The sequence below is a fragment of the Methylomagnum sp. genome, assembly GCF_054333355.1.
In genome coordinates this window covers 1-9,205 of record NZ_JBTEKS010000163.1, presented here as the reverse complement: position 1 = coordinate 9,205, position 9,205 = coordinate 1, and the positions used below count along the sequence as shown (strand labels likewise).

The following is a 9,205-nucleotide window of genomic DNA, read 5'->3' as shown; positions in this document are numbered from 1 at the left end:
GCCGTACTTGCGGCGGGCTTCGAAAAGCATGAAATACAAGGCCGAGGATAAGGTGGAGGAAACCCAGGCGCTCATGGCGAAGGGCTTGTTCACCCAACTGCCGGTGCATTTTTACATCCTCATGTTCCACCTGGACCTGCGCCATTACGTGTGGGTCCACGTCAACGACATGGCGCGTTACGAGTACCAGCCGACCTTGAAGGACAAGCTGGTGCTGCCGGAAGAACAAACCGACCTCATCGACATCCTCACCGCCGAGATGGACGTGCTGATGGACGACATCGTGGCGGGCAAGTCCGGCGGCACCACGGTGCTGTGCGCGGGACCGCCCGGCGTGGGCAAGACGCTGACCGCCGAGGTGTACTCGGAGATCATCAAGCGGCCCCTGTACCGGGTGCATTCCGGGCAGTTGGGGCTGAACGTGGCGACCATGGAAACCGCGCTCAAGGACGTGCTGACCCGCGCCCAGCGCTGGGGGGCGATCATGCTGATCGACGAGGCCGACGTGTACATCAAGCGCCGCGACGACAACATCGCCATGAACGCCGTGGTCGGGGTGTTTTTGCGGGTGCTGGAATATTTCAATGGCCTGTTGTTCCTGACCACCAACCGGGTGGACGACATCGACGAGGCCATCGTGTCGCGCTGCATCGCGATGATTAAGTTCTACCCACCCGACGCCGAAGACCGCCGCAAGATTTGGCGGGTGATGACCGAGCAGTTTGAATTGGACGTGGACGCGGAGCTAATCGAGAAGCTGGTGGAGATTTTCCCGGCGGCGACGGGCCGGGACATCAAGGGGTTGGCGAAGCTGGTGGCGAAGTATTGCAAGCAGAAGCAGGTGGCACCGAGCTTGGAGGCGTTCAAGCGGTGTTCGGTGTTTCGGGGGATGGAGTTGGAGAAGCACGCGGCCTAAAGATTTGGATGTAGGTCGGGCTTAAGCCCGACCTACAAATCTAAAACATCCGCGTCCTAAACTGCCCCGCGCCCGGCGGTGCCCCCGCGCCCTGCCCCGACTTCTGCGCCGTCAAATCTTCCACGACCAAAGCATTCCCCTCGCGGACCTCCCCGGAAACAATCTCTATAAACTTGCCATCGCTAATCCCGGTCTGAACCGGCACCGCCACCGGCTTCCCGTCCGCTAGCCGATAGACTTTTTTCTCCGCCGCACTACGGGACGCGGGCCGGGACGGTGCCGCCCCCTCCTCCGCCGCTGGCTTGAACCGTAACGCCGCGACCGGCACCCGTAGCGCGTCCTTATGCTCGGCGGTCACGATGCTGACGAAGGCGGTCATGCCCGGCAGCAGGATTTCCTCCGGGTTCGCCACGTCGATGACCACGTTATAAGTGACGACGTTTTGCAGCACCTGCGAATTCAAACGGATTTGCCGCACCGTGCCCTGAAAGTCCCGCCCGGCGTAGGCGTCCACCGCGAAATGCACGGTCTGGCCGACCTTCACGCTGCCCACGTCGGCCTCCGCCACCGTGGTGTCGATCTGCATCCGCTTGAGGTCTTGGGCAATGGAAAACAGGGTGGGCGTCTGGAAGCTGGCGGCGACGGTCTGGCCCACATCCACGCTGCGGGACACCACGATGCCCGACACCGGCGAGACGATGACGCTGTAGCGGAGATTGGTTTCATCCCGCCGCACCGTGGCCGACGCCGCCGCCACCTGGGCACGCGCCGCACCTAGCGCTTGGATGGTTTGGTCCAGTTCTTGGCGGGCGATGTAGTCCTTCGCGAACAGGGCGCGGGCGCGTTGTTCGTTGGCGTTGGCCAGTTGCAGCGAAGCCTCCGCGTTCGCCAGATTGGCCCGGCTCTGGTCCAGGGCGGCGCGGAACAGCGAGGGGTCCAGTTCCGCCAGCACTTGCCCGGCCTTCACCGGGTCGTTGAAATCGGCGTAGAGCTTTTGAATGGTGCCCGACACCTGGGTGCCGACGTTGACCAGCACCACCGGATTCAGCGTGCCGTTGGCGGACACCGCCTTCACCAGGTCGCCCCGGTCCACCGGCACCGTGCGATATTGCTCGGCGGGGGGCTTCTGGGCGTATTGCCAAGCGGCGTAGGCGCTGGCGGCAAGAACCAGGATGGCCAGGAAAACGAGGAGCTTGGAGCGGCGCATGATCGACAATCAAAAATAGGATGGGTGGAGCGAAGCGTAACCCATCAAGCGGCGCGGCGGGAACGGATGGCGTATAGCAGGTTTGGCTTGTAGTCCCGCCTTCAGGCGGTTCTACGAACTCTTTATCGCGACTTACAACCGTGTTCGATACGACAGGTCGCCATGTAGGGGCGAATTAATTCGCCCCTACAGGTGTGGCACGTATCGAATCCGAATGAACACCGCTATAAGCCACTGAATAGCAAGGGCTGCGTGAGTCCTAATATTATGGGTTCCCCGGCACCCGCATCCCCTGGAACCGGAACATATCCAAACCATGGCGGTTCGGCAGCACCGTCACCTTGGTCCAGTGGGTGGCCGGATCGCCATAGTTCTCCACCCGCAGGAAATTCGGCAACGGCAAAGGCCGGTCCACCCGGAAGCCCGCGTGCGAATCGCCGTGGGCCAGCACCACCGGATGCGCGAAGCCAGCGGTTAAGCTAGCCAGCGCCCCCTTCAGGTCGCGAAACCCGTCGCTGTCGTAGCGGGGCAACTCCGGGCGGCGGCTCTCGAAGTCGGGGTTGGCCTGCCACAATATCACCACGGCGCGGACTTGATTGACCTTGGCGCGATGAAATGAATCCCGCAACCAATCGATGACCGCCCCATTGCGCACCGCCCACTCGGCGTCCTGGCCCAGCACCTTCACGGTCTGCGGCGAGCCGGGACCGCCCGAGTAATTGTTGTTGCTGCCGGGCACGTTGACGCCGACGAACAACACGTCCTGCACTTGCCAGCGGACATTCTCGACGAACTGGCGATACGCGGGATTGCGGGGCCTGTCCGCCTGCCGCTCCAAGCGCAGTTGAAAGGTGCCCTGAGACCTGTTGCCGACGTAGAAAGCCCGCCGCAGATGGGCCAGCCGTTCCAGCGGATTGACGAAGGGCGAGCGGGGATTGATGGCGGCGTAGCGGTGGCAATCGGTCCATTCGTTGTCGCCGAATAAATAAATTAGCGGTGCCCGGAACGCGGCGAACTGCCGCCGGGTGGCTTCGACTATCGTATCGGCGCATTCCGCGTTGCCGGGCTGGATGTCGCCCAGATGGACCGTGAAGCGCGCCCGGCTGGCGTTGATGGCGGCGATCATCCGTTCCGATTCCCGCCACTTTGGGCCGTCGAGCGGGCCGTAGTTGTAGTCACCGACCAAGGCGAATTCTAACGGTGTCAGGAAACGGGGAAGCGGGGCTGAAAAGGTGGGATTCATGCCCGCCAGCAGGAAGGTGATGACGAGCATTCTCGCGAGACCGATGCTTTTTGGAGAAGCCGTGGCTTGATTCGGGGTAAGGCGGGAAGCGCCGGGTGGGAGTGATATATTCATGGCTGTTATGGTGACAGTTTTCCGCGAATATTCTGCGATTTTTCTCGTTTCGGCAGGCGCGATATTTTTTGGCGTCCCGGCCCCGGCGTCATCCGCCGACACCAAAACGCCCGCAAAACCAGCGGCGGCGAAGCCTGACCCCCGGGGCAAATCCCACCCATTCAGGAACTTGTTCGACATCAACGCGACCGAACGCTGGGAAATCAGTTGGCAGGAGGAAGTCAACGCCTTTTCCTACGGAGGCTTCGCCAATACCTCGGTGGATTTCGGCCTGCCCCACCAGTGGAATATCGGTCTCTCCATCATCAATCTGAATCTGGTGGATAACGGCACCCAAGCCTTCAACCCGGATGGCTTCTTGAATATCGAGAAAATTATCGAGGTCGGTCCGGGGAGACTGGCAAATGATTATCGGCAGCCAATTGGGCATCCCCCTATTTCATGCTCCGCCGGGCCGACGGCTGCTGGCGTTTAATTATTTGGATAACCAGTTCGATTTCGGCGAAATCGGGCTACATATCGGCGGGTATCATGTGGACCGGGCCATGTCGGGGGGTTCCGACGCCTTTTGTTTTATCGCGGGCCTGCGCGTGCCGTTGCCGCTCAGAAACCTGTTTTTTCAAGCGGAGTACGTGTCGGGACACAACGCACTGAGCGGCGGGACGGCCCAGCTTTTATGGCGGTTGTCGCCGCACATCGAACTGGGCGGCGGGGCGTTGATCCCGTTGCCCGGCAGCGGGACTGATTACGCGGGGTTGTTGGAAATCAACTGGCGGTGACGCCACCGCCAGAGTCGATTTGCCGCCTCGCCGTTGCGCGAAGCCCCCGCAGATTTTTGCCCGGCTCGCGCCCTAACAACCGGCCTGTCACGCCTGCTTCGGAACCATTCCGGCTTGGCTCCGCACTCGGTTGCTTTCCCAAAATCGGAAACGTATACTTTGCGGCGGGCTTGAAAAAGCTAGGCCAATCAACAACGGATCAATCTTTTGGAGGACTTCCGAAATGAAATGGGAAACCCCGAGCTACAACGATCTGCGCTTCGGCTTCGAAGTCACGATGTACATCTACAACCGTTAATCGGCGGTTGTCTTTCCGAACGGGGCTTTGCAGCAATGTGAAGCCCCGTTTTCATTTCCGGCCTTTTTCAATCCTTCCTCCAACATCATGAAAATTCGAGTTCTCGGCGCGGGCGCGGGTGGCGGGTTTCCGCAGTGGAATTGTAATTGCCATAATTGCTCCCGCATCCGCCAGGGTGCCATGAACGGCCAGCGCCGCACCCAGTCATCCATCGCGGTCAGCAGTGACGGCGAGAACTGGGTGCTGTTCAACGCCTCGCCCGATATCCGCACCCAACTGGAAAACTTCCCCGGCGCCCACCCGAAGCACGGCCTTCGCGATAGCGGCATCAAGGCCATCATCCTGATCGACAGCCAGATCGACCACACCACCGGCCTTCTGATGCTGCGCGAATCCACCCGCCCGCTGGAAATCTATTGCAGCGAGCCGGTCAAGCAGGATTTATCCAGCGGCTTCCCGCTGTTCACCATGCTGGCTCACTACTGCAAGGTGAACCATCATCCCGTGCCCTTGGACGGCACCAGCTTCGAGATTCCCGGCATCGCCGACCTGCGCTTCCACAGCCACGCCCTGGTGAGCAAAGCGCCGCCCTATTCCCCCCACCGCCACGACCCGCATCCGGGCGACAACATCGGCGTGGTCATCGAGCAGATTTCCACGGGCAAGAAACTTTATTACGCGCCGGGACTCGGAGAAATCGAGCCACAGGTGGAACGCGCGATGCGAGCGGCGGATTGCGTGCTGGTGGATGGCACCTTCTGGCGCAACGACGAAATGGGTCAGGCGGGCATCGTCGACAAGCTGGCCTTGGACCTCGGGCATCTGCCGCAATCCGGGCCGGGCGGCATGATCGAAAGCCTCACCGAAGCCGCGCCGGGACGCAAAATCCTGATTCATATCAACAATACCAACCCGATCTTGGATGAGGATTCGCCGCAGCGTAAAACGCTGACAGAAGCAGGGCTAGAAGTGGCCCACGACGGTTTGGAAATTGACTTGTAGAGAGACATCATGAGCGACACTGCACCCTGGAGCCGGGAAGAATTCGAAGCGCAACTGCGGGCGAAGGAAGTCTATTACCACATCAATCACCCCTACCATATCGAGATGGCCGAGGGGAAACTCAGCAAGGCGCAAATCCAGGGCTGGGTAGCGAACCGCTTTTATTATCAAATCAAGATTCCGGTGAAGGACGCCAACATCATGGCGCTCTGCCCGGATCGCGACACCCGCCGCAAGTGGATTCAACGTATCCACGACCACGACGGTTGGGACGACGACGCGGGCGGCATCGAAGCCTGGACCCGGCTCGGCGAGGCGGTGGGCATTCCTCGCGAGGAACTGTGGTCGCTCAAACATGTGCTGCCGGGCGTGAAGTTCGCCGTGGACGCCTACGTCAATTTCGCCCGCAACGCCACTTGGCAGGAAGGCGCCTGCTCGTCCCTGACCGAGATGTTCGCGCCCACCATCCACAAGCAACGCCTGTCCGGCTGGCCCGATTTATACCCATGGATCGAAGCGGAAGGTCTGGCCTATTTCCGCAAGCGCGTCAGCCAGGCCAGCCGCGATGTGGAACACGGCCTCGAACTCACGTTGGAATACTTCAAGACCCGCGAGCAGCAGGAACGCGCCCTGGAAATCCTCCAGTTCAAGCTGGACATCCTGTGGACCATGCTGGACGCCATGTGGCTGGCCTACGTGGACAACAAACCGCCCTACTTCAACATCAAGGCATAAGCATGGCCCTCGACGAACAAGCCCGCTTCGCCTTCTCGCCGCTGCACCGCCTGCAATGGGAAGAGGCGCAGCAAAAGCACGTCATCCTCTACCCGGAAGGCATGGTGGAACTGAACGGCCCGGCGGCGGAGATACTCAAACTCTGCGACGGCACGCGGAACCTGGACGGGATCGTCGAGGCATTGGAAAAGTTATTCGAGATCAGCGGCATCCGGGACGATGTGGCCGGTCTCCTGCAATCGGCGCTCGATAATGGCTGGATCAGAGCAATATCCTAGCGGTCCCCCTCGTTGGCTCCTCGCCGAGCTGACCTATTCCTGCCCCTTGCAGTGCCCCTACTGCTCGAATCCCATCGACTACGCCAAGCTCAACGACGAGCTGAGCACCGAGGATTGGCTGCGGGTGTTCTCCGAGGCGCGGGCCATGGGCGCGGTGCAATTGGGCTTGTCGGGCGGCGAACCGCTGACCCGCAAGGACTTGCCCGTGTTGGTGAAACACGCACGGGAACTCGGCTACTACACCAACCTCATCACCTCCGGTTACGGGATGACCGAGGCCAAGATCGTCGAGTTGAAGGAAGCCGGTCTGGACCACATCCAGGTCAGCATCCAGGCACCGGAGAAGGAGCTGAACAACTTCATCGCGGGCACCGACTCCTACGAGCAGAAGAAGGCAGTCGCCCACTTGGTGAAGAAGCACGGCTACCCCATGGTGCTGTGCGTGGTGATCCATCGCCAGAATATCCATTTGATGACGGAGATTCTGGAAATGGCCATCGAGTTGGGGGCCGATTATTTGGAACTCGCCAACACCCAGTATTACGGCTGGGCGCATATCAATCGGGATCAACTCTTGCCCACCAAGGCGCAATTCGAGGAAGCCGAGGCCATCGCGCAGGGCTACAAGGAGAAGCTCAAGGGCAAGATGAAGATTTATTACGTGGTGCCGGACTTCTACGAGGACCGCCCGAAAGCCTGCATGAACGGCTGGGGCACCACCTTCCTGACGATTGCCCCGGATGGCGTTGCCCTGCCCTGCCACGAAGCCCGCATCCTGCCCGGCCTGAATTGCCCGAACGTGCGTGATATGAGCGTGCGGGATATTTGGGAGAAGTCGGACGCCTTCAACAAGTTCCGCAATTTCGGCTGGATGAAGGAGCCGTGCCGGTCCTGCCCGGAGAAGGCGAAGGACTTCGGCGGCTGCCGTTGCCAGGCGTATCTGCTCACCGGGGACATGAACGCCACCGATCCGGTGTGCAGCCTCTCGCCCCAGCGCTCGGCGGTCGCCGACGCCATCGAGGGCGCCCGTGGCGATTACGAGCGCCCTCAGCACAAGCCGCTGGTGTTTCGGAACAGCCGGAATTCCAAGGCGTTGAGCGGTTGAGGGAGGTGGGTTTAATTGGTTAATTGCGGGTTGCCAAGCCTAGAGTCGGCGCGGGGGTGAATAGGATTCGTCAACCAATTGAAACCACCTCCATCCACGACAGTCAGGCCGGTCTAAAGCCTGCCCTGGAGAAATTTATTACATCTTCATTGAACAAGGATGTTCCAATGAAACCCAATCGCCAACGGGAACCCGAGGAAATGGACGATCCCGCCTTGCCGGCGGAGGCCCATCGGCTGGCCTTGGCGGGCTTGGCGCGGCTCAACCGAATCAGCTTCAGCACCCGATCAATTTGGAACGCTCTGGAACGGGCGGGAGCTTTTCGCCAAACTACGCGCATTCTGGACCTCGCCACTGGCGGCGGCGATTTGCCTATCGCTTTGGCCCGCCGGGCACGCCACCACGGAATAGCCCTCCATAGCATCGGCGCGGATCGCAGCGCCTTCGCTCTGCGATCCGCCCAGCAAAAGGCACGGGCGGCGGGCTTGGCGATTGAGTGGCGCCAACTCGACGCCACCGCCGACCCGCTGCCCGCCTGCGATTGGATCACCTGCTCGTTGTTCCTGCATCACCTGGACGATTCCGCCGTGGTGGCCCTGCTGGGCCGGATGGCGGACTCGGCCCGGCGGGGCATCATCATCAACGACTTGGAGCGTTCAGCCCCCAATCGCGCCCTGGTCTGGCTGGGTGCCCATCTGCTCAGCCGCTCGCCCATCGTCCATCGCGACAGCGACCGCTCGGTATGCGCCGCTTTCAGTCGCGCCGAAATCAGCCAACTGGCCCAGGCGGCGGGACTACGTGACTTTCGCATTGAACGCCGCTTTCCCTGCCGTCTCCAACTGATATGGACCAAGACCGCATAACCCCCACCCTCGATTGGCGCCGCGCTGTAGCGGGCGATTGGGACGTCATTGTGGTTGGCGCGGGACCGGCGGGCGCGATGGCCGCGCTGGTCAGCGCCCGCGCCGGACTGGCGACGCTGCTGCTGGATCGAAGCGCATTCCCCCGGTCCAAAGTCTGCGGCGGCTGCCTTAACCGCGTCGCCTTGGCGGAATTGGCGGCGGTCGGACTGGCGGATTTGCCGGTCCGGCTGGGCGGGCGGCCCTTGGGCCGGTTCCATCTGGCGGCGGAAGGCGCGGAGGCGTCGATTCCCCTGCCAGGAGGGATCGCCCTGTCACGCTTCACCTTGGACGCGGGGCTGGTGCGGGCGGCGGTTCGGGCGGGCGCGTGCTTTCTGCCCAACGCCCTGGCGGTGGACGGTGGCGGTGGACGGGAACGGCGATGGGTCGCCTTGCGCCGGGAAAATCAAACCGGGCTGGCCGGAGCGCGGTGGATCGTCGCCGCCGATGGCCTAGGCGGAGGCTATACCCGCAGCCTGCCGGGCATCGTCAGCCGGACCCGCGCCCACGCCCGTATCGGGCTTGCGGCGGAACCGGACCAAGCCACCGATGGCTACCCGGACGGCGTGATTCACATGGCCTGTCATCGGCATGGCTATGTGGGGCTGGTGCGGGTCGAGCGGGGCGCT

12 protein-coding genes are annotated in these 9,205 nt (G+C 61.8%); 9 read left to right on the top strand and 3 right to left on the bottom strand.

Going from position 1 to position 9,205, the window contains the following annotated elements:
* Nucleotides 1–916, top strand: a 916-nt coding sequence (locus ACXWUF_RS13135; protein ID WP_458495121.1) for an ATP-binding protein, incomplete at its 5' end; no start/stop codon positions are given.
* 40 nt (nt 917–956) lie between these two features.
* Here ACXWUF_RS13135 and ACXWUF_RS13130 read toward each other — a convergent pair.
* From ACXWUF_RS13130 to ACXWUF_RS13120, 3 genes are all read right to left on the bottom strand, one after another.
* Nucleotides 957–2,123 (bottom strand): efflux RND transporter periplasmic adaptor subunit, encoded by a 1,167-nt coding sequence (locus ACXWUF_RS13130; protein ID WP_458495120.1) that lies wholly within the window; start codon nt 2,121–2,123, stop codon nt 957–959.
* Nucleotides 2,124–2,388: 265 nt separating this feature from the next.
* Nucleotides 2,389–3,480, bottom strand: a complete 1,092-nt coding sequence (locus tag ACXWUF_RS13125) for a hypothetical protein (RefSeq protein WP_458495119.1) — start codon at nt 3,478–3,480, stop codon at nt 2,389–2,391.
* Between the two features lie 88 nt (nt 3,481–3,568).
* Nucleotides 3,569–3,910, bottom strand: coding sequence for a hypothetical protein (locus tag ACXWUF_RS13120; protein ID WP_458498126.1), 342 nt, complete (start codon nt 3,908–3,910; stop codon nt 3,569–3,571).
* Between ACXWUF_RS13120 and ACXWUF_RS13115 the strand changes: the two genes are divergently transcribed.
* The 8 genes from ACXWUF_RS13115 to ACXWUF_RS13080 all read left to right on the top strand — a co-directional run.
* The gene (locus ACXWUF_RS13115; protein WP_458495117.1) at nt 3,885–4,259 is read left to right on the top strand and encodes a hypothetical protein; all 375 of its coding nucleotides are present in this window, start codon (nt 3,885–3,887) and stop codon (nt 4,257–4,259) included. The genes ACXWUF_RS13120 and ACXWUF_RS13115 overlap by 26 nt on opposite strands.
* 223 nt (nt 4,260–4,482) lie before the next feature.
* Nucleotides 4,483–4,557: a pyrroloquinoline quinone precursor peptide PqqA gene (gene pqqA, locus ACXWUF_RS13110; RefSeq protein ID WP_205434646.1), complete on the top strand. Its 75-nt coding sequence runs from the start codon at nt 4,483–4,485 to the stop codon at nt 4,555–4,557.
* Nucleotides 4,558–4,644: 87 nt separating this feature from the next.
* Nucleotides 4,645–5,559, top strand: a complete 915-nt coding sequence (gene pqqB, locus ACXWUF_RS13105) for a pyrroloquinoline quinone biosynthesis protein PqqB (protein ID WP_458495116.1) — start codon at nt 4,645–4,647, stop codon at nt 5,557–5,559.
* 9 nt (nt 5,560–5,568) lie between these two features.
* Entirely contained in the window at nt 5,569–6,294 is a 726-nt protein-coding gene (gene pqqC / locus ACXWUF_RS13100) for a pyrroloquinoline-quinone synthase PqqC (protein WP_458495115.1), read from the top strand.
* Between the two features lie 2 nt (nt 6,295–6,296).
* Nucleotides 6,297–6,572, top strand: coding sequence for a pyrroloquinoline quinone biosynthesis peptide chaperone PqqD (pqqD, locus tag ACXWUF_RS13095; RefSeq protein ID WP_458495114.1), 276 nt, complete (start codon nt 6,297–6,299; stop codon nt 6,570–6,572).
* A complete protein-coding gene (gene pqqE, locus ACXWUF_RS13090; RefSeq protein WP_458495113.1) occupies nt 6,547–7,677 on the top strand; it encodes a pyrroloquinoline quinone biosynthesis protein PqqE in 1,131 nt (376 codons plus the stop codon). The genes pqqD and pqqE overlap by 26 nt, the downstream gene beginning before the upstream one ends.
* Nucleotides 7,678–7,844: 167 nt before the next feature.
* The gene (locus ACXWUF_RS13085; protein WP_458495112.1) at nt 7,845–8,540 is read left to right on the top strand and encodes a methyltransferase domain-containing protein; all 696 of its coding nucleotides are present in this window, start codon (nt 7,845–7,847) and stop codon (nt 8,538–8,540) included.
* On the top strand, nt 8,522–9,205 hold a 684-nt coding region (locus tag ACXWUF_RS13080; protein ID WP_458495111.1), incomplete at its 3' end, for an FAD-dependent monooxygenase. The genes ACXWUF_RS13085 and ACXWUF_RS13080, both read left to right, overlap by 19 nt.